This is a genomic window from Micromonospora sp. NPDC000668 (assembly GCF_042897975.1).
In the GTDB taxonomy this organism is placed as follows: Bacteria; Actinomycetota; Actinomycetes; order Mycobacteriales; family Micromonosporaceae; genus Micromonospora.
The window spans coordinates 409,521-428,533 of record NZ_JBIAYP010000005.1 but is presented as its reverse complement, the minus strand read 5'-3'; the positions used below and the strand labels follow the sequence as shown (position 1 = coordinate 428,533).

At 68.8% G+C, this 19,013-nt stretch carries 18 protein-coding genes and 1 pseudogene; 9 read left to right on the top strand and 10 right to left on the bottom strand.

The features are described 5' to 3' along the window. Positions 1-285: 285 nt before the first annotated feature. Entirely contained in the window at positions 286-543 is a 258-nt protein-coding gene (locus ACFY29_RS26675; protein WP_386990555.1) for a hypothetical protein, read from the bottom strand. Positions 544-898: 355 nt separating this feature from the next. Between ACFY29_RS26675 and ACFY29_RS26670 the strand changes: the two genes are divergently transcribed. Further along, positions 899-1,315 carry a Fur family transcriptional regulator gene (locus tag ACFY29_RS26670; RefSeq protein ID WP_386990553.1) on the top strand — a complete coding sequence of 139 codons (417 nt, stop codon included), beginning with the start codon at positions 899-901 and terminating at the stop codon, positions 1,313-1,315. Between the two features lie 307 nt (positions 1,316-1,622). Here ACFY29_RS26670 and ACFY29_RS26665 read toward each other — a convergent pair whose 3' ends face one another. Next, complete coding sequence (locus tag ACFY29_RS26665) at positions 1,623-1,883, bottom strand: type B 50S ribosomal protein L31 (protein ID WP_386990551.1); 261 nt, start codon at positions 1,881-1,883, stop codon at positions 1,623-1,625. Then, complete coding sequence (locus ACFY29_RS26660; protein WP_386990549.1) at positions 1,880-3,172, bottom strand: CobW family GTP-binding protein; 1,293 nt, start codon at positions 3,170-3,172, stop codon at positions 1,880-1,882. Before ACFY29_RS26660 ends, ACFY29_RS26665 begins: the two co-directional genes overlap by 4 nt. 379 nt (positions 3,173-3,551) lie before the next feature. Here ACFY29_RS26660 and rpmB point away from each other — a divergent pair, with 379 nt between their 5' ends. From rpmB to rpsN, 3 genes are read left to right on the top strand one after another with little or no spacing between them, the layout of a single operon-like run. Beyond that, entirely contained in the window at positions 3,552-3,788 is a 237-nt protein-coding gene (gene rpmB / locus ACFY29_RS26655; protein WP_386990547.1) for a 50S ribosomal protein L28, read from the top strand. After that, a complete protein-coding gene (rpmG, locus tag ACFY29_RS26650) occupies positions 3,788-3,955 on the top strand; it encodes a 50S ribosomal protein L33 (protein WP_386990545.1) in 168 nt (55 codons plus the stop codon). The genes rpmB and rpmG overlap by 1 nt, the downstream gene beginning before the upstream one ends. A 1-nt stretch (position 3,956) precedes the next feature. After that, positions 3,957-4,262 carry a 30S ribosomal protein S14 gene (gene rpsN / locus ACFY29_RS26645; RefSeq protein WP_386990543.1) on the top strand — a complete coding sequence of 102 codons (306 nt, stop codon included), beginning with the start codon at positions 3,957-3,959 and terminating at the stop codon, positions 4,260-4,262. 481 nt (positions 4,263-4,743) lie between these two features. Here rpsN and ACFY29_RS26640 read toward each other — a convergent pair whose 3' ends face one another. The 3 genes from ACFY29_RS26640 to ACFY29_RS26630 form a co-directional block, all read right to left on the bottom strand. Next, on the bottom strand, positions 4,744-5,589 hold the full coding sequence (locus ACFY29_RS26640; RefSeq protein ID WP_386990541.1) for an alpha/beta fold hydrolase: 846 nt from the start codon (positions 5,587-5,589) through the stop codon (positions 4,744-4,746). Between the two features lie 9 nt (positions 5,590-5,598). After that, entirely contained in the window at positions 5,599-6,297 is a 699-nt protein-coding gene (locus tag ACFY29_RS26635) for an alpha/beta hydrolase (RefSeq protein WP_386990539.1), read from the bottom strand. A 104-nt stretch (positions 6,298-6,401) separates the two neighbouring features. After that, the gene (locus ACFY29_RS26630) at positions 6,402-8,861 is read right to left on the bottom strand and encodes an ATP-binding protein (RefSeq protein WP_386990537.1); all 2,460 of its coding nucleotides are present in this window, start codon (positions 8,859-8,861) and stop codon (positions 6,402-6,404) included. 284 nt (positions 8,862-9,145) lie between these two features. Between ACFY29_RS26630 and ACFY29_RS26625 the strand changes: the two genes are divergently transcribed. Next, a complete protein-coding gene (locus ACFY29_RS26625) occupies positions 9,146-9,484 on the top strand; it encodes an Imm8 family immunity protein (RefSeq protein ID WP_386990535.1) in 339 nt (112 codons plus the stop codon). Between the two features lie 45 nt (positions 9,485-9,529). On the opposite strand, the pseudogene ACFY29_RS26620 reads toward ACFY29_RS26625, so the two are convergent. Together ACFY29_RS26620 and ACFY29_RS26615 are read right to left on the bottom strand one after the other, a co-directional pair. Next, a pseudogene (locus ACFY29_RS26620) lies at positions 9,530-9,790 on the bottom strand (site-specific integrase); the annotation flags it as partial. 132 nt (positions 9,791-9,922) lie between these two features. Then, positions 9,923-12,001 (bottom strand): hypothetical protein, encoded by a 2,079-nt coding sequence (locus ACFY29_RS26615; RefSeq protein ID WP_386990533.1) that lies wholly within the window; start codon positions 11,999-12,001, stop codon positions 9,923-9,925. A gap of 14 nt (positions 12,002-12,015) precedes the next feature. Here ACFY29_RS26615 and ACFY29_RS26610 point away from each other — a divergent pair, with 14 nt between their 5' ends. Both ACFY29_RS26610 and ACFY29_RS26605 read left to right on the top strand, forming a co-directional pair. Continuing rightward, positions 12,016-14,754 carry a transcriptional regulator gene (locus ACFY29_RS26610; RefSeq protein ID WP_386990531.1) on the top strand — a complete coding sequence of 913 codons (2,739 nt, stop codon included), beginning with the start codon at positions 12,016-12,018 and terminating at the stop codon, positions 14,752-14,754. Between the two features lie 626 nt (positions 14,755-15,380). Beyond that, positions 15,381-15,767: a VOC family protein gene (locus ACFY29_RS26605; RefSeq protein ID WP_386990529.1), complete on the top strand. Its 387-nt coding sequence runs from the start codon at positions 15,381-15,383 to the stop codon at positions 15,765-15,767. Between the two features lie 134 nt (positions 15,768-15,901). On the opposite strand, the gene ACFY29_RS26600 is transcribed toward ACFY29_RS26605, so the two are convergent. Then, entirely contained in the window at positions 15,902-16,357 is a 456-nt protein-coding gene (locus tag ACFY29_RS26600; RefSeq protein ID WP_386990527.1) for an NUDIX domain-containing protein, read from the bottom strand. Between the two features lie 126 nt (positions 16,358-16,483). Between ACFY29_RS26600 and ACFY29_RS26595 the strand changes: the two genes are divergently transcribed. Continuing rightward, positions 16,484-16,936, top strand: coding sequence for a hypothetical protein (locus ACFY29_RS26595; protein ID WP_386990525.1), 453 nt, complete (start codon positions 16,484-16,486; stop codon positions 16,934-16,936). 49 nt (positions 16,937-16,985) lie between these two features. Here ACFY29_RS26595 and ACFY29_RS26590 read toward each other — a convergent pair whose 3' ends face one another. Beyond that, positions 16,986-17,546 (bottom strand): GNAT family N-acetyltransferase, encoded by a 561-nt coding sequence (locus tag ACFY29_RS26590; protein WP_386990523.1) that lies wholly within the window; start codon positions 17,544-17,546, stop codon positions 16,986-16,988. A gap of 202 nt (positions 17,547-17,748) precedes the next feature. Between ACFY29_RS26590 and ACFY29_RS26585 the strand changes: the two genes are divergently transcribed. Further along, positions 17,749-18,558: a DUF5984 family protein gene (locus tag ACFY29_RS26585; RefSeq protein WP_386990521.1), complete on the top strand. Its 810-nt coding sequence runs from the start codon at positions 17,749-17,751 to the stop codon at positions 18,556-18,558. The last annotated feature ends 455 nt before the right edge of the window (positions 18,559-19,013 follow it).

Here is a 19,013-nt window from a genome sequence, read left to right as displayed (position 1 = left end):
CCGACGTTGTGATCTCACCGTGACATCACCAGCACGCCCCTCGCTGATCAAAAACGCGTATCGGCATTCTGGGCCTCTGAGGACGATCCCCTTGACCAGCATCGGGCGTCGCCGCCCCCGCAGACGGGGCGCTTCGTCGCTGGCCGGGTGGCAAGCACGCCAGCGAGCAGACGCCAAGCCGAGCGGACGGCGCGGATGACGTCGATCGGACCGACCTCACCGGCCAAGCCGACGTCGGCAAGCTCCGCCAGCAGGTCGGCGGCGGAGACCACGTTTCCAGCAGCATCAGCGGCGCCGGGCGCCAATCGGGCGGCGATGCGTCGCAGGATCTCCCGCCGCCCGGACGGGGTGAGGTGTCCGGTTCATCGCCAGGGCGGCGCTAAGCCGGTCCGGCAGCTCGATGCGGAGAGCGTCTGCGGCCTCGACGGTGACCGGGGCACGCAGCTCCACATTGTCGACCATCCGGGCGAGCAGCGCCGCGCGCAGGACCGGCGACGGCTCGACCGCCAGTACGTCAGCACCGGGGAACGCCGCGGCCAGCACCCACCGTGCTCAAACCGGTGCCAGCGCCGATGTCCACAACCGGAGTGTCGGAGCAACCCGCACCCCCGCAGGGCCGCCCCTACTGGGGCGCGTAGCGCCTGTCGCGCCGGCTCGCTGAGGACGTGGAAGACCTCGCCGGACACCCGGTACTCATCGGTCAACCTGCCCCTTGAGCGGAAGCGGGGCCGGCGGTAGCCCTGCCATGGAGGCCTGGTCACCGCCGTCCCGCAACGCCGCAGAGGCGAGGTCGGGAGATGGCACGGCGTCGATGAGGGCCCACGACGCATAATGGTCCGACCGGCAGCGCGGCAAGCGTCGGAAGCGGTAGGCCGGCGGCGGCCGAGATCACGGGAGGATGGCGGCCACGGTGAACCAGGCGATGCCGAATGTAACCCGGAACACCCGACAGCGTGGCGAGGTGCTGGCGCTGTTGCGCGAGGTGGAGGGCTTCCACTCGGCGCAGCAACTGCACCAGATGCTGCTGGCGCGCAAGGCGGGGGTCGGCCTGACCACCGTCTACCGGACATTGCAGCTGCTGGTGGACGCCGGGGAGATCGACTCGACTCGGCTGCCGGGGGGCGAGCAACTTTTTCGCCGGTGCAGCCAGAGCAAACACCACCACCACCTGGTCTGCCGTAACTGCGGGCGCACCGTCGAGGTGGCCGGGCCAGCCGTGGAGCGGTGGGCAGACCAGCTTGCCGCGCAACACGGATTCACGGATGTCGGCCATACCCTGGAAATCTTCGGCACCTGCGCCGAGTGCGTGCGCTGAGCTTTCGGCGGATCTGTCTAGTGACCGACCAGGGCCGGAATGTCGTTAAGGACCCGGCCCTGGTCGGTCCGTGAGCCCAACGCCGCAGCGTTGCGCTGACGCCGCAATGTGCGGAGGTGGCTGGGCGGCCATCACAGCGGTGCCACCGAGGGTCACCGTGAGGTGCTGGTTGATGTCAGCGTCAATGACCAACACCGGTCGGTAGCGGGCGAACAGAGTGGTGAGTGTGGACCGCCGCTGCCGCCCATGCCGACGGGCAGCGACGAGATCGGCTCCTTGGCGACCAAGTCGATGTCGACTCGGATGGTCATCGCGACTGCGGTGCCCGGCCGGCGTACTTGGCACGGAACTTCTCGACCCGGCCCTCCGTGTCGAGCAGTCGCTGCCGGCCGGTCCAGAAGGCGTGACTGGCGGAGGAGATCTGCACGTCGATGACGGGGTAGGTATTGCCGTCGGTCCACTCGACGCGCTGGTCGCTGGTTGCGGTCGAGCGGGTGAGGAAGGCGAAGTCGGCGGCGCGGTCGCGGTAGATGACGGGCTGGTAGGCGGGGTGGATACCGGGCTTCATGAGACTGCTCCTTCGGTGTCGGTGCGGTCGGGGTCGAGGGTGGCAAGTGGAAAGCATCCGGCGAACGGATCGTCGTAGCTTCGCCAGGCGTCCTCGCCGTCGGCGAGTTCCGCGTCGGTGAGTAGGCAGTCGGCGAGAGTGTGGTGCAGGTCGACCGCGTCCAGGTCGAGGCCGAGGAAGACCAGGTGCTGGTGGCGGTCGCCGTAGTAGTGGTCCCAGTCCAGGGCGGCGGCGAGCCGCCGTTGGTCGGATGCGTGGTCCCAGTCCTCGTCGGGTAGGGCGACCAGCCACCGGCCCAGCGACCCCATGCCGAGTCCACCGCCGGCGAATTCCCACGCCACCACGGTGTCGGTTTGGCTGGCCAGCCAGATGTGGCCGCGGGAGCGGATGACGTCGGCGTTGACGGTTTCGAGCATCTCGTGCAGCCGTCGGGGGTGAAACGGTCGGCGGGCGCGGAAGACGGCGGACACGACGCCACAGTCGGACTGCGGTTCGTGCACTCCGAGCGCGTACCCCTCCAGACCGCGGGCGAGCACGCCCGGAGTCTCGGGTCGGTGCCTGTCGGTATCGCGCAGTTGCCGGGACAGCTCGTCGGCGTCGACGACGTCGGTGCCGACGTGGATCTGCGCGGCCCACGGCGCCATCCGTTGCAACAGAACGGATAGCCGGCTGGTGTCGAAGGGGCCCTCGGGGGACCTGCCCCACAGCACCAGGGTGTCGGCGTACTCGATCTGGCGCACAACGACGTCGGCCAGCGCCCGGTGGTCGTCCTCGGCGGCATGAATGCCGAGGTCCCGCAGGTCGTCGGTGCTGGCCAGCCCGTCGAGAAGGTGCTCGGCGTCGACCACGGTGACATAGGAGTCGATCCGAATCAGATCGGTGACCGGAGCGCCATCGACGAGGCAGTGTGCACAGGCGGCGGCGACGGCCTCCGGTTCGACCACCTCGGGCAGCATCAGCACCAGGTCCCGGTCGGGATGGCTGCGGGCAAGCCGGGCCAGGGTGGGCAGCACATCCTCGCGCAGCGTGCAGGAAACGCAACCGTGCATCAGGTCGACCTGATCGTCGGAGACGATGCCGGCGCCGCTACGGATGACCCGGCGTATGACGCCGTCGCGGATATCGCTCAGGTCGTGGCGCACCAGCAGCAACGACGGGTCGGCGGCGAGCAGGGTCCGGGCGACGGCGAAGGTTGCCGCCGGCCAGAAGCCACCAAGCACGGTCAGCGAGGGTCGCGCCTGCGGGTCCATGGTCGCGGTGTCGGCCGGAGCCAGTGGTGACGACGGCATCACAGTCCTCTCAACGTAAATGAAAACGATTGTCATTATAGGCACGTTGAGCGTGCGGTCATGCAGAGGGCGCGGGCGTCATCGTGGGACCCGTCCGGCTCGCAGCGCCTCGCCGGTCTTTGCTCGTCGTCACCTGCTCGATCGCTCCGGAGCCGCCTGCTGCGAGCCGCGCATTCGGGATGCCGCATCCGGCGGGCGGACGTGAAGCCCGGCGCGAGCTTGTCAACGGCCTCCACCCGTGGTGGCGCTGGCTGCTGCTCTGCGCCTTGCCGCCCCAGCTCTGGGGCATCGGGGACCCCGCGATGGAGCCACCCGATGGGCTGATGTAGAAATGAAAACGATTGTCGTTACAGTCAACTGCGAAGGGGAAGGAGTCCCTGTGTCCAGACGATGTGAGGTCACCGGTGCGAAGCCGAGTTTCGGCAACGCCGTGTCCCACTCCCACCGGCGCACCCGCCGCCGGTGGAACCCGAACGTGCAGAACCACCGCTACTGGCTGCCGTCGGAGCGCCGATGGATCCGTCTCACACTCACCGCCAGGGCGCTGAAGACCGTGGACCGTAAGGGCGTCGAAAGGGTCGTCGCCGAGCTGCGGGCCAAGGGGGTGAAGGTCTGATGGCCCGGCACACCGACATCCGGCCGGTGGTCAAGCTGCGCAGTACCGCCGGCACCGGCTACACGTACGTGACGCGCAAGAACCGTCGCAACAACCCGGACCGTATGGTGCTGCGCAAGTACGACCCGATGGTCCGCCGGCACGTCGACTTCCGCGAAGAACGCTGACATGGCCAAGAAGAGCCTCGGCAACCGGCAGGCCCGCCGGGAGGCCCTCGTCGGCCGGCATGCCGGCCAGCGCGCGGGGCTGAAACAGACCATCGCCCACCCGGACACTGACCCTCAGGTACGGGCGAACGCGGTCCGTCGGCTGGCGCGGATGCCACGCGACTCCAGCCCGGTGCGGCTGCGCTCGCGGGATCAGATCGACGGCCGGCCGCGCGGTGTCCTCGCCCGATTCGGGCTGTCCCGGGTGCGGTTCCGCGAGCTGGCATTGCGCGGCGAACTGCCCGGCATCCGCAAGGCCTCCTGGTGACCACGCTCGATCGACGTCCCGCCGGGCTGGCTTCGATCGCTCACGTCGTTCACCGTCCGGTCGCCGACACGCTATTCCATTGGCCCCCGCCACGGGCGCGCCGAGGATGTAGGAAGGTTTCAATTTCTTCCAGCGCGGTTGCTCACGGCACCGCGGACATAAGGGATCGGTTGAACCCGGCGAAGGGCGGCAATTGCCCGAGCTTCGTCCAGGTGTCCGTACACCCGTGCCAGGTCATCCAAATATGTGGCCTCCGACGACCGCATGATCCCGCTGCAGGCTCAGCGGATGGTGGCTGAACGGGCGGGCAGTTTCCATGGTCGAGGTCCCCGGAAGCCGTTCGACGTATGTGCCGCGGCCCGAGGCCGTGGCTCACCTAATCAAGCAGGCGGCGCAGGCGGTCGGCTAGCTCAAAGGCGTGAGGCCGGGTAGTGCCATGTCTGCAGGCATGGCACTACCCGATCTGCCGGGTTTCAGATGATTATCTGGTACGCCGGTCGGCGTCGATGATGAGCTGGGTGACCAGATCGGGGTGGCTGACCATCGCGCAGTGCGACGCTGCCACCGACACCGTCTTGCGCGCGTTGGCCCGCTGGTATTCGAAGCGCTGCAACGCGGGCGGGATGGCCTTGTCCTCGGTGGCGATCAGCCCCCACGAGGGGATGGTCTTCCAAGCGGCGCCCTGGGTCAGGTCGGCGAAGCATTGCGCGTTGAAGGGCCGCTGTGTTGCCGCCATGATTCTGGTGGTGGAGGCGGGCAGGTCGGCGGCGAACACCTGGCGCAGCTTGTCGGCCTGTAGGTACAGGTCGGTGCCGGTGGTGCCGTCGGGGTTCGGGTACGGGACCGGGTTGAGGGCGGCCTGGATTTCGCTGCCCGGGTACTTGGAGATGAGCTCGCCGAGTGACTCGCCGGTGTCCGGGACGAACGCGGCGACGTACACGAGGGCTTTGACGTTGGGTGCGGCGGCCGCGGCGTTGGTGATGACGGCGCCGCCGTAGGAGTGTCCGGCGAGGATCACCGGGCCGTTGATGCCGGCCAGGACGCTGGCCAGGTAGGCGGCATCGGTCGGTAGGCTGCGCAGCGGGTTGGCCGGGGCGATGACGGTGTAGCCGCGCCGTTGCAACTGTGCGACGACGTCGTTCCAGCTGGCGCTGGCGTCGGCGAAGCCACCATGCACAAGCACGACGGTTGGCTTGGCCGAGCCGCTCGAGCCGGTCGAGCTGGTGCTGTCGGCGGTGGCGGGGCTGGCCACGATACCGGTGGCGGTGGCGGCTAACGCGACGCCGGCGGCGCCGACGAAGGTACGGCGGGACATGTTGGCAGACAAGAGAAACTCCTACAGCGTGACCGAGGTGGCGGCTTGGCGGATGAGGTCGGCGACGGCGCCGGGCTGGGAGGCGTAGACGGCGTGGCTGCCGATGGCTTCCACGACGGTGGCGCCGGCGCGCTGGGCCATTGAGCGCTGCGCCGGCGGCGGGATCATGTGGTCTTCGGTGGCGACCAGGTACCAGCTGGGCTTGTGCCGCCACGCGGGCTCGGTGACCGCGCCGCTGAGCGCGCCGACGCCCCAGGGCACCTGGCTGTCGGCGAGGAAGGTGGCGTCCTCGGGGGACAGGTCGGCGGCGAACGAGGCGTGGAACTTGTCCCGGTCCAGGAACAGGAATCCGTCGCGCGGGGGCAGGATGGGCGGTACGGGAGCGCCGGGTGGCGGGTCGGCGATCAGGGTGTTGACCGATTCGCCTTTGTCCGGGGCGAAGGCGGCGATGTATACCAGCGTCGCCACGGCGTCGTGGGTGCCGGCTTCGCTGATGACCGCTCCGCCATAGGAGTGGCCCACCAGGACGGCCGGGCCGTCGAGGCCGTCGAGGATGAAGCGGGTCGCGGCGGAGTCGCCGTCAAGGGACAGGGTCGGGTTCTGCACGACCTTGACGGTGAATCCGTCGCGGGTCAGCAGCCGGTGTACCGCCTGCCAGCCGGACCCGTCAACGAAACCGCCGTGCACCAGCACGACGTTGCGGACAGTTGCTGTGCTCATGGGATGCTCCTGCGTCCAGGGCGGCGGGCTGATCGCCCTTGCCGCTTTTGCTTCCCATGCAAGCCGCTGCGGCAGCGCCGGCCCAGGCAGAACAGGATGCAGAACTAGGAACTGCCGGCGCCGTCGCCATTCGCGGCGGCCTTGTCCCGGCAGTCGGCCGCGTCGTCGTGCCGCCCGATCGACTCGTAGATCGTGGCGGCCCGCCGCAGTACCTCCCGCGCCTCGGCGGCGTTGCCGTCCCCGTACAGATTTTCGCCGAGTATGCGCAGCGCTGTCGCATGGGCATCAAGCATTTGCATGCGCTCAAACAGGGCCGCGGCCTGCCGCGCCAGGGGGACACCGTCGCTGCCGCGGCCGAGCTGTCCCAGCGCCCGTGCCGTCATGCCCAGTACGTAAGGCTGGGTCATCTCGACGGTCGAAGGTGCCATGCCCGAGGCGGGATCCTCGGTCATCTCAAGCGCGCGCTGGAAGCAGGCCAGCGCTTCGTCGACTTCCCCGAGTCGCATCCCGATGTCGCCGCGCCCGATCAGGGTCTGGCAGATGGCGTCGGCGTCGCCGAGCTGTTCGAACAGCTCGGCCGCGGCACGCACCGCATCCATGGCGGTGCGCAGTTGGCCCATTCTCATCCGGGCGCGGCCGATGTTCTGCCACGCCCACGCCTCCTCCTGGACGTCGCCGCTTTGGCGCGCCAGGGCCAGCGCCTGTTCGGCATAGGCCAACGCCGGTTGACCATCCTGCTCGAGCACCGTGTGGGTGCGCGCAAGCCCGTTGAGAAACGCCGCCTGCCGCGCGGTGTCGCCGATCGCGGCGGCCGAGTCGTGCCCGAGCAGGTACACCTCGGCCCAGTGAGGCCAGTAGCGCAGGCGGCCGACGAGCCGTCGCGTGGCGGCAACGGCCTGGACGACCAGGCGATGGTCGCCGGCCGCCGCGGCATCGGCGAGCGCCGGGAACCAGTGTCCGGCCTCGGCCCGGATCCAGGCCACGGCTTCCTCACGGGAGCGGAAATCGGAGCCGGCTGCCTCAGCCGGGTGCTGCGCGAACCACTTTCCCGCCGCGATGAGCGTCGACAGGAGCCAGGTGACCATCCGGCGGTGGCTGGCCGCTACCGCGGCGGCATCGTCGTCATGCTCAAGGCGTTGCTGCGCGTACAGCCGCACCAGGTCATGCAATCGGTACCGGCTTGCCTGCGCCGCCTCGACCAGCCCGAGATCCACCAGATCGTCGAGGTGGTCCTCAGCCTCCGGGACCGTCACCTCGCCGGTCGCCGCGGCCAGCGCGGCGCTGAAGTCCGGCCCGAGCGACAGTGCCGTGCGGCGGAACACCTGCCGGGTCATCTTGGGCAGTTGCTCGTAGGACATCCCGAAGGCCGCGGCGACCTTCAGATCGCCAGCGCTGAGCTGGTCGAGCCGTCGCTCGGCGACCGACAACCGTGTGGTCAGGTCGGCGACGCTCCAGATCGGCCGTGAGACGAGCCGGTTTCCCACGATGCGTACCGCCAGCGGCAGCCCACCCAGCAGGTCCACCAAGCCATGCAGGTCGTTGTCGTGTTGCAGGTCCGCCCGCTCGGCGAGAATCCGCCGCAGCAGGTCGGTGGAGTCGCCCGGCGGCATCGGGTCCAGGTGAAGCCGTTGCACGCCTTCGAGTCCGGCTAGCAGTCGCCGGCTGGTGACCAGGAGTTGGCTGTTCCCACTACCGGGAAGCAACGGGCGTACCTGTGCCTCTGATGCGGCGTCATCCACGACCACGAGCACACGCTCGTCGCGCAGCATCTGCCGGTAGCGCCCTGCACGCTCGGCCGTGTCGTCGGGAATCTGCTGATCCCGTACGCCCAGGGCCCGCAGGACCCGCGCCAGGATTTCGTCCTCTGCGACCGGCCGCTTGCTCATCCCCAACGCATCGACAAAGCACACCCCACCGGGGAACCGGTCACGCATATGGTGCGCGGCTCGTACCACCAGCGTTGTCTTGCCCATCCCGGCGCCGCCGGTGATCACTGCCGCGCCCGACCGGTCGGCGGAGCCGGTGAGCGCGTCCACCTGGCGGAAGATCCACGCCTGCTCGGCCGTCCGGCCGGTGAAATCGGCGATGGACCCCGGTAGCTCGGACAGGCCCGCTGCGGCCGCCAGGTACGCCGGCCTCGTCCGGCCGGCCTTGGCCAGCGCGACCAGCTCATCCCCTTGGGCACCTTCGAGTTTGAGCGCGTCGGCGATCAACGCCACCGTCCGCCGCTGCGGCCCGAGCGCCCGCCCGCGTTCCATGTCACTGAGCGCCCGCACGCTCACCCCCGAGGCCTCGGCCAGCTCCTCCAACGTCAACCCAGCGGCATGCCGCGCCTGTCGCAACGTCGCCCCGAACGATGCCTCGCCACCCATCCCACAATCATGGGCCATGCAGGCGCCTGCTCTCACCACCCGCTCATCGGCGGTCAACGCAGTCCCGGGTACGTCGCGACCGACCTCTACGGCGGCACGCCGACGCCCGGTGCCGGTGACCCCGCTCACGGCGCGGCCGTCGCCGTACGGTTCGCGCTGCTCGATGACAACGGTCCCAGCGGCGAGTTCCACGACGCGATGGCAGGTCTCCGTGTCCGCATTAGATCGGCGAGTGTCACTCCCGACAACTGCGACGGCTTGAAGGCCCTAGACGTGGCAGAAGCCTGGCGTGCCCGTTCCGTGCCCGGTGTAGGGGCAAACGGGGCCTATGGCGGAGAGGTAACCAACAGCAAGGTATCCCGCTCGCCCTCCTCTGCCAGGTGACGCAGCTTCAAGCGGCATCGATTAACCCGATTCCAAGCTAACCGTCCCGTTGGTCAGCGCGGGGGAGGCGTCGCGCCGCGAGAGTCCGGGGCATGCGTGTCGTCGTCCACTCGGTCAGGTTTCCCGACCTCGAGCAGGGCCCGCCCGAGGACCCCGCCGTCACGGCACAGCTCGTGGAGATCTACGCAGGCCCGAGTGACGGTCCGGGTGAGGAGCGGTTCCAGGAGGTGGTATCTACGCCGGCTGCTTTGTCGCGGATGCTCGCCGATCAGGACGTCATCGTTGGAAGACACTGGCTCTTTGTCGATCACTTCGACGCTGGCCGCGTCGAGCACTTCCTTCGCAAGCTCATCCAGAACATTGAGGGTGCCAGCTGGAACGAGGTCGCTGCCACGTTGGGGCGCCTGGCGCAGCACGAGCTTGAGGACTAAACCGAGTGACTAGTTGAGTGGCGACCGGGGCGGACGTCAGCGGACGAGCAGGGTGCCGCAGATCGTCAGGGTGGGACGTTCGGTGGCGAGGTCTGCGTCCTCCCAGCGCAGGGCGAGGACCTCACCGCTGCGAGCGCCGGTGGCGAGCATGAGGTCGACGATGTCGGCCAGGTCGCCGGTGTGCCGAGGTCCGGGCTTGCCGGGGATTGGTCGCTGCCAGTCGCGGATCGCCGTACGGACGGCTTGGAGGTCTTCGTCGGTAGGGGCGACGACCGTGCGGCGAGGTTTGCGTAGTCGGCCGGTGTCGCCATGGGTCGAGTTGTTCGAGGATCTGCTCCTCGCGGACATTGACGCTTTGCGGGTGATCGATGCGATTGACGTCGTCGTACTCGGCGGCGTATGTGCGGTGGTAGCGGCCCGAGACCCTTCGCGGTCCTTTCAGCCGCCCAAACGGTCAGTGACGCGGTGCAGCGCTGCTCCAGACTGGGCGAAGGCGAGCCGCAGGGTGTGTGCGGTGAGTCGGATGCCCCACCAGGTGAGGGCGGCAAGGTAGCCGACAATGAGGGCGCTGGTGGTGTCGACGGTGAATACGAGGGCGTAGCCGATGGCGAGGCCGGGTGCGGTGATGGCGCGGATCGCACGGCTCCGGCTCATGGTTAGGGCGGTGGCTACACCGAGAAGGGCTGCGCCAATGCTGCCGGCGATACCGGCGATGTTGTTCGTGTAGATGGGCGCCGTGAGGGTGAGTGCTGCGCGCATGAGGTAGATACCCGCGGTGGCGGTGATCGCGTGGGTGATGGCGGGACGGGCCATCGCGAGCCAGCTGGGTAGGTCGTCAGCGGAAATGCGGGGCGCGGTGGCAGCGACGAGGGCGGCGCACGCGGCCAGCGGCAGGGCCGCGCCGAGGGTCCATTTCAGGTAGGGGGTGTAGTCGAATCTGACGGCGGTGCCGGTGGCGAGGCCGTAGAGCGCGGCGGTGATGGCGCCGCCGACGGCGGCGGTCAGGTATCCGCGTCGGATGAGGCTGCCTGTTGTGGGTTCGGGCGTTGAGGCGGCGGATGTTCCGGCGAGCCAGGTGGTGGGTGCGAGGTGCGCCACGGCGAATGCGGTGAGCATGACGAGTGCGCCGGCGGCGCCGAGTTGCGGTAGCGAGGTGCGGACGCCGACGACCCAGGTGCTGTAGGTGGAGATGTCGGCGGTGAGCACGGCTTGCAGGAGCAGGGCCAGGGAACAGGCACCGAGGAGTAGGGCGCCGGTGAGGTCGCCGACGCGTAGGCGGACGCGGGGTAGCCGTGCGGCGGCTGCGGATCCTGGTTGGTGGGTGGTGAGGGAGAGGGCCCCGTCAGCGAGGGCGTGGGGGTGATCGATCAGCGTAGGGGTGATGCCGGCGGCTGCGGTGAGGGCTTCGGCCAGCGCGGGCACGCCGAGGGCAGGCCTGAGGATGACGTTAGCGAGGTGCGTTGTGTCGATGTCGGCTGCGTCGAGGAGTTCGTCGACTGCGCCGGGGATCTGGTCGAGGAGAGGCTGTGCGGCGACCGTGACGTCGTCGCGGGTGATGACGGCGGGTTGGCGGGGCGCGGGTAGCAGGATCGGCGCTTGGTCTTGGGTCGCGAGTAGACGCCTGGCGGTCCGGACAGATTCCAGGAGGGCAGGTCCGCAGTCTGCTTCGTCGTTACTGGGCGCAGTTGTCACCGCTCGGAGCGGGTCGGAGTCGGCGGTTGCCGTCCGGATGACGTGTTGGGCGATGTGGTGGTCGAGGCCTCGGTCGAGATTGATCTGCTGTGTCGCCAGTTCGCGGTAGCCGTCGGCGACGGTCTGCAGGACGGTGAGGATGGCCGGTTCGCGGTCTGCCTGACATATGAGCACGCAGGAGCCTGTCGGCACGGTGACGCCGAGCGTCGTGGCGTAGGCGGCGAGGGCGGCGGGCGCGGTGACCAGGGCGGGAGGTGGAAATCCCGCGCGGTTTGCTGCCTCGCTGACGCTTCCGCAGCGGCGTGGACCCCAGCTCGGCGGAACGGTCACGGTGAGCGCGGTGATCGGCCCGTTGACTTGGACGGCAGCATGATGGGTAACGTGCCGCAGCACGGCGGCGAGCAGATCCACCGGGTCGGGTTGCGCCCCCACGGCGGCGTTGGCGGGCCCGCCGAGGAGGTCAGTCGGGTTATCGACGAACCGATGGTCTGCCGGCAAGGACATCGCGGCCGTGGTGTCGAGACCGACGTAGATCTCCCCTGCGGGGCCGATGGCGGCGCCAGGCGGCATGACGAGGCGACCGTCGATGAGGATGGGGATCTTCAGGCCGTGGCTGCTGACAGTGGCCGCGATGGCCGACGAACTTAGGTCGATCGACAACACAGTGCCCCCGCTTGGCATGAGGGGCAGTCTCGCCCGTGAGGGCGAGGTGGCGTCAACCGTGATCCGCTGAACGTGACTCTTTGTGCGCAGATGGTGAGAATCCTTTCGACGGGATAGCCGGAGACACTCACGCTCGTGTATTCGGAGAAGATCGAGGATCAATCGCAGGGGGACAGGTGCCGCAGACGCGCCGGGGCAAAGGCGACAGACTTGCCGAGTACGGTGCACGAGCTACCGTCCGCGTTCCACCCGATTCGCTGCCGCGCCGCGCGCGGCCGTCCATAGTGGGGGCCGTTCGCGGCGTCATCGGTGCCGGCCTCTTCTTCGTCGCCGTTCCGGCACTGCTGTGGGCTACGGGTGGGAACCCTCTCCGCCGGCTGCCGGCCTGGTCGCAGATCCCAGACTGGTTCGAGCGCTCTAGCGGACGGTTCACCCCGGACTTCCTCATCGGTGCGGCCGTCTGGGCGATGTGGCTGCTGTGGGGCGTGTTCACATTGCTCCTGCTCGCCGAGATCCTCGGGGCGGTGACCCGGTGGCGCATCCCCATACTCAGGCTGCCTGCCCCGTTGCACCGGCTCGTGTTCGGTTTGGCCGGCACCGCCGCGCTCGCCGTCACCCCCGCCGGCTCCCTCAACGCGGCGGTGCATTCGGATCGGCCGTCTACACCCGTCGCCGCGACCGAGCGCGCCGATGTTCCCCGGCAAGCCGCAGCCCGTGGGCCCGCCGTCATCCACGTCGCCGACCAGCGCTACCTCTACACCGTCGAGCGACACGACACCTTGTCCAAGGTCGCGAAGGAGTGGCTCGGTGATGCGGGTCGGTGGCCGGAGGTCTGCCGCCTGAACAAGCACCGCCATTTTCCTGTCGGTGGTGTCCTGCGTGACTGCGACCTCATCTACCCCGGCTGGGAGCTTCGCCTACCTGCCGATGCCCGCCCACCACAAGCCGCCAGACGAGCAACGCCCCCCACGCCCCGGTCGGGTCGGCCTGCGACACCGCCCTTATCGCCGAGTGCCGCCCCGGACCCGCCCGATCCCGCCGTGCCGCCGCCCGCGCCCGAGCAACCAGCTGCCATTCCCACCACCACGCGGTCGGCAGCCCCAAGCGGATCCGTTTCGTCGCCAGCGCCGTCGTCCGGGGCCTCCAACCCTGCGGCGCCGCCGCCCGTCACGCACAGCCCTACGGCGGCCACAGATGACCGGGGTGTGCATCTGTCGGACTCCGGTTGGCTGCCCTGGTCGCTCGCCGCCGCCATCAGCGCCGCCGCCGCAATGGTCTGGCTCCAACGCCGCCGTCGATACAACGGCGAGCCTGACGCTGATCCGCCCACCGAGCTGCCTCCGCCGGTGGTCCAGGTCCGCCGCGCCGTGGCCGCCCGCCATCCCGAGCCGTCGAATGCGAGCAGCGACGACGGCCCGCCGCTCGCTCTCGTACCCGAGCTCGCGTCACTGCCGAGCGGCGGATGCGGAGTCGTCGGCGACGGCGCGCACGCTGCCGCCCGCGCCGCCCTCGTCGCCGTGCTGGCCTCCGGCGGCCCGCACAACCCCGACGCCCGCGGCGAGGTCGTCATCGACGCCGCCAGCTTGAATACGCTGCTCGGCCCGGACGTGGTGACCCTCAACCCATGGCCGCGCCTGCACGTCACCGACAGCATTGACGACGCGCTCACCCTGATCGAGTCCCGGCTGCTGCACCGCAGCCGCATCCTCGACGAACACGCCCTGACCGACTTGGACGAGCTGCGGCGGACAGTGCCCGACGAGGAAGCGCTACCGCCGGTCATGCTCATCACCGAGACCCCGCCCGCGAATGCCAGCATGCGCGCCAAGGTTGCCCTCGCCTTGGGTGAAGGTCTGCACGTGTCCGCGATGCTGCTCGGCGAATGGGCACACGGCGCCACCGTCGAGGTCGCCCCGGACGGACACACCACGCTCATCTCCGGGCAGTCCGCCGAACCGCTGCCGCCGAGACTTCCTGTGCTCGAACTGGCCGCCGCTATGCAGATCCTGACGACGCTGCGCGAGGCGCAGACCGGCGAACCGCCCGCGATCACCTCACCGGCCGTGCCGGTCACGATCGTGCCCCTGCACGCCAGCCGTACCGAGATCACGCCCACCGCCACGGACCCGGCTACCCCGATCGCCGTCAAGCCCACCGCCGACGCCGTGTCGGGACGGGCGCGGCTGCGCGTGCTCGGCACCCCGCGCATCGACGGCATCACCGCGGAAGGCCGGCCGCTCCGCGCCAAAGCCCTGGAACTGGCGGTGTACCTCGCCGTCCACCCAGATGGAGCCGGCACCCGCGACATCGGCGAATACCTCGAACCCGACGCCCGAATCAGCCAAGCCGACCAACGCGTACACACCAACGCCTCGAACCTGCGTCACGTCCTCGGCCGCGCCGGCACCGCTGAGACGAAGAACGCCTACGTCATCAAGTCCGCCGGACGGTACCTGCTCGACCCGGCGACCGTGGACGTCGACGTGTGGACACTGCGCGATCTGATGGGCAGCGCCACCATCGCCACCGAGCCGCGCCGCCGCCAACTCCTCACCGCCGCCTGCGACCTCTACACCGCACCCCTTGCGGATGGTCAGGACTATGAGTGGCTGCAGCCACACCGCGAGACGGTCCGCCGCTGGGGCACCGAAGCCCACCTACTGCTGGCCGACGACCTACTCGACAGTAGCCCGCAGGCCGCATCCGACCTGCTCGACAAGGCCATCGGACTCGACCGCTACAACGAGGCCCTCCACACCAAGGCGATGCACGCCCGACACGCCCTCGGCGACGCCGACGGCATCCGCACCCTGCTACGCGCCCTGACCAAAGCCCTCGCCGACCTCGACGCCGAACCGCAGGAAGACACAATCGCGCTCGCCACACAGCTACGCAACACCCTGGACGAGAATTGACCGTGCCCGCCAGGCCGCCCCGCGCACCTTTGCTACGCCTGCTGGCGCTCGTGCCGATCCTCCACTAGGCGATTGCGTGCAAGGTGCGCCGGACAGCCAGCCATGGCGAGCCGCATACTCATGCGGACAACCCCTATGGATCAACGCCATCCGCCCGCCAGTTCGCTACACCTCGTGCGGCCTGCACATCGGCGCGCCCCCGTTAACCGGTCGAAACCGCCACCGTGCTGGCCGCCGTCGCCCTCCCGCTGTCGGGCCGGCCAGCTGGGTGCCGGCCGCCTTCGCATGGTGGGCAGCGGAATGATCCTGCTCGTGTTCATTGACCTGGCCGAGATACGACTATCACCGCGATCGGCCTCGGCCACCGCTGCATGGGTCGCCGGGTGGCCGGAGCCTTCCTGCCGCTCGGATCGTTCCCGGTTGCCGGCGCTGCGGTCGCCCTGCTATCTCCTTGACCAGCGCCTCGAAGAAGCGGGGACGGAACCGCACGTGACCCTTGATGACAGGAGACGGGGTCGCCAGCATCCGCTTCTGCCGATGACCGGATGTTTGCCCGATTGCCTGTGTGCACCGAGCCCAGGTCGTGGCTCTTTGCCGCCGAAGCGCGGCGCCGATACGGTCATCGGATGTCGATCTTCCGGACTCCTCAGGTGATTCTCTTCAGCGACGATCTCCCCCGAGCCGTCACCTTCTATAAGCGGCTGGGATTCACCGAGACTTTCCGGGTACCGATCGACGGCGATCCGATACACGTCGATCTCGTCCTCGACGGATACAAGATCGGCATCGCCTCGGTTGCCTCCACCCGCGACGACCATGGCCTAGACCCCATCGCCGAAGGCCAGCGCGCGGCCGTCATTCTTTGGACGGACGACACCACAGCGGCCTACGACAACCTGGTCGCAGGCGGAGCACCTGCCTTGGCATCCCCGCACGTGTGGCTGGGCCGGTTGCTTATCGCGTGGATCGCAGACGCTGACGGCAACCCGATCCAGATCGTCCAATCCCTGTGACCGCTGCTCATCGCCGCCACGAACCGGCCGGTGCATCGTCCGCCTGGCACTGCAGGCCACGGCAACCCGTGCTCATCTGCCGATGACCGGATGCAGGGGATTCAACCGGACGGAAGTGCCGAGCAGCGATGGATCTACGGGCCGCTCGGCGATGCGGTTGTCCGTGCTTCGTCGGGACGAGGCAGCCGGTCAGGCTCAGGCAGGGAACGAAGCAATGCCGGCAGGGCGCCAAACACGAGGGGAAGGCCGCCCAGCTCGCTGATCCCGACCCATGCGATGTCGTCATGCTCCTCAGGTGCACGGTTGGTGGGAGAGCCGACCCAGTCTCTGATTTGCCAGACGCCCACGTGGACGGCGTCCTCGCCACTGCCGGCAAGCAGGTCGCCCAACCGTGCCGAGGACTCCGCCACAATGTGAACCCCTAGCTCCTCGTGCATCTCACGCGCGAGGGCCTGTAGTTCCGACTCACCCGCTTCGACGTGCCCCCCGGGCAGGTCCCAGAGATCCGGGTATGCCCGGCGGGTCGGGCTGCGGTGTACCAGCAGGACCGCGCCGTTCTCCACGAGTGCGCCGCAGACGACGACATGCATGACGGGATTAGAGCACAGGGATAGGACAAGCTCGCTCCAGCCAGAGGGCACGCGCAGACATCCGGCTCTGCCGCGGTTCGGGAGCGCTGTCTGGCCGAAGCGCTTGGCTCCTGCTACACACGGTGCATGGGGTCGGACATCTATGACCAGTACGAGCGGGACGCCGACCAGCACCTGGCCGCCTACGGTTTGCGGGTCGGCGCTGACCAGGTCTCGATCGTGCGGGATGTCCTCGTGCGCGAAGCCCGGCGCGAGGCGGAGACCTACTCTGGAACGGGCACCGTACCCGGCAACACGCAGTTGATGCGGATGTGCGCCGTCCAGCTGTGGCACGTCGGCGCCGTCGAGGACGCGCTGTTGGTTCACCGCGCTCGCGGCACCAGTATGGACGCGGCCGGCGCCATCGACGCGGAACTGATGCTGGGGGCGGGCGTCGCCAGGACCAAGGAGTATCTCACAACCGTATGCACCGAGGAAGCCCGAGAAATCCTCGATGTGATCATGTGGGTGGAGGAGGCGTACGACCCCGGACACTACGCAGCTTTCCTCGACAGTTACTACCGAGCTGGGTCCCACTGAGAACATTCTGGCCAGGGCTTCATGCCGGCCTGAGAATCTTCGGCTGCTCCTACGGTGCTGCCTCTCGATGCCATGTCTCGGCGAGGAGGGCGTAGGTGTAGCCGTCCACCCAGCCCAGTTCGGCGTGCCAGGAATCGCCGACGCCGTGCTGCTCACGACGCATGCCGACCTTTTCGAGGATTCGCACCGAGGCGAGGTTGTCCGCGAAGCAGCCAGCGGTGATTCTCCGAATGCCCAGCCGGTCGAATGCGTGCGCCACCACCGCGGTGACCGCCTCGGTCGCGTAGCCATTGCCGCCGTAGGCTGGATCGAAGATGTAGCCGAGCTGGGCCTCGGTCCGTGATGGCATGCCGGGTTGACCCATGCCGTCGACGACGTCGAGCGAGACGGTTCCGATCACCACGCCGTCGAGCGTGGCCGCCATGCTGTGGTCGTCGGGGTCTGCGGCCGCGCGTCGCCATGCCGCGCGGAAGGATGCAGGGTCGACCTGCGTGCGGAGTAGCCAGCGCGTGACCTGCGGCAGGTTGCGGTACTCCAGGATCCGGTCGACGTCCTCGTCCCGCACCGGGCGAAGCTCGAGGCGTTCGGTGCGTACGGTGGTGTTCTCCATGAGGCGGGACGCTAGTGGACGCATCCCGGCGAGACGCCCGAATATCGGTCCGCCCGGCCCGACATGGCGCACTATCTGGTGGCCCCCGCCCCGTGTCCTCGGCAGCACAGGACGCACGCTCATGCCGCGATCAGTGCGGACCGGGTCGCGACCGCCATGTCGACATCCGCTGACGCGGCGAGGCGTACGGGATACTGCCTCGATGATCAGGTTCCGCTTCGAGTTGTATCCGCTGGACGAGGCGTCGTCGTGGGGCGGTGACCAACCAACGCTGCACTGGTTCGGGCTCACCGAGGGCTGGTACTGGCTCGAGGTCGGCGGGCACCAGCTGCTGCGGCGGACCCGCCTCGATCATCCGCATCCCTACGTCGACTACTACCTGGCCCGGCTCTGGGAGGACGTCAATGTCCTCACACCGGACGTCCTCGAGCCGGTGCCCGCCGATCTGCAGCTGTTCATCGCCTCCGACCCCGCGCAGTGGGCATGCGATCCGCTCGCATTCGTCACCGCCGGTGACGAGGACGGATTCGGGGACATCGACCCGAATGCGCCCGACCACCCGGTGGTCACGGCCGCGAACTGGCACGGCGAGCACTACCTGGACCTCGGCTACCTGCGGAATGCTCCGAGTCTGCGGTTCTGGCGCACCGTCCGCGGCGACAGCGACGAGATCACCATGGACTGGCGGCATGAGGACAACGGCGAGATCGGTTTCACTGCCGGCCCGGCCGTCCGGTTCTGCGTCCCGACCGTCGCGTACCTCGAGGCTGTACACACGCTCGACCGAGGGCTGATGACGGCGGTGCTGCAGCGGGTCGAGGAGTTGGAACGCCGTGGCGGTCTGCCCGGCGTGGACCTTGACCTCGCCGGGCTGCGGCGGGAACACGAGGACCGCGCGCATTGGCTCGCTAGGAACCTCGACCGCACACCCAAGACCGACTGGGACACCGTCCGCCAAGGCGCCGACCGGGTGCTCGGTGACCCACATCAGGCCATCGCCCCGACGGCCTAGCGACCGCGGAGCCGGCCGTACCTTCCAACACCAGATGCCCGGATCTGCCGCGATGCGCTCGTCACGCAAGGTAACCAGCTCACGGGAGCATGCATCTCGACGTCTCCTCTCTGTTCACCAATCCGCTGCGGCAGGTAGGCGGCGGTCGTCCCCGCGAGGCTGCCGAAGGACAGGGCGAAGGCCAGCGGGAGGAAGAAGTCCCACCGGGGGGCCGGAATTCGGCAGAAAGGGGCCGCGGCGGCGATCGGCGCGTGGTCCACGCCCAACTCGCCGACCGCCCCTCAGTGCTCGGCACCAGGACAAAATGGGTGGCCTCGCCAGCCCGTCCCACCCTAAGTTGTAACTGGATTTTCTTCTCCGACCCACTCACAAGAGGACTTCACCCCGCGTGACACCGCCTGCTCTTTAGACCTGACACCTTCCCCGTGCATCGGTCGCCGACGTCGCCGTCGGCT